Here is a 691-nt window from a genome sequence, read left to right on the forward strand (position 1 = left end):
CCTCGGCGGGGCGGCCGCGCCGGCCGCCATCGCCCCGACGCGCGGCCCGACGACGGAGAACTTCCCCGTCGCCTCGCTGCTGATCGCCCGGCCGCTGCGGCGGCGTATTCTTTCCTTCTACCATTTTGTCCGGCTGGCCGACGACATCGCCGACCATCCGGAGCTGCCGCCCGCCGTCCGGCTGGCGCGGCTGGCGGCGCTGGAGGCGGCGCTGGACGACCCCGCCACCGCCCAGCCCGAGGCGCGCGCCCTGCAGCAGGCCGGGGACGGGCTGGCCGAGGCGCGCACCATGCTCTCCGCCTTCCGCCAGGATGCCGAGCTGTCGCGCCTGCCGGACTGGGCCTCGCTCGAGGATTACTGCCGCCGCTCCGCCGTGCCGGTGGGCCGGCTGCTGCTGCGCCTGCATGGCGAGGTCGACGCCGAGGCCCAGGCCAGCGCCGACGCGCTCTGCATCGCCCTGCAGATCCTCAACCACCTGCAGGACATGGGCGAGGATCTGCGCCGTCTCGACCGGCTCTATGTGCCGCAGGACTGGCTGGCCGCCGCCGGCGGCGAGACCCGCTTCCTGGCCGACCCCGAGGCGCGCGCGCCGGTGCTGGAGACGGCGCTGGACCGGGTGGAGGCGCTGCTGGACCGCGCCGCCTGGCTGCCGCGCCGCGTGCAGTCGCGCCGCCTGGGGCTGGAGGCGGCG

1 protein-coding gene is annotated in these 691 nt (G+C 76.7%); it reads left to right on the plus strand.

Annotated features, from left to right (window positions below; all coding sequences use genetic code 11):
- A partial coding sequence (locus tag HMPREF0731_RS22445) for a squalene/phytoene synthase family protein (RefSeq protein WP_007006569.1) occupies nucleotides 1-691 on the plus strand: 691 nt, incomplete at both ends.

It is taken from the genome of Pseudoroseomonas cervicalis ATCC 49957, from assembly GCF_000164635.1.
Classification (GTDB): domain Bacteria; phylum Pseudomonadota; class Alphaproteobacteria; order Acetobacterales; family Acetobacteraceae; genus Pseudoroseomonas; species Pseudoroseomonas cervicalis.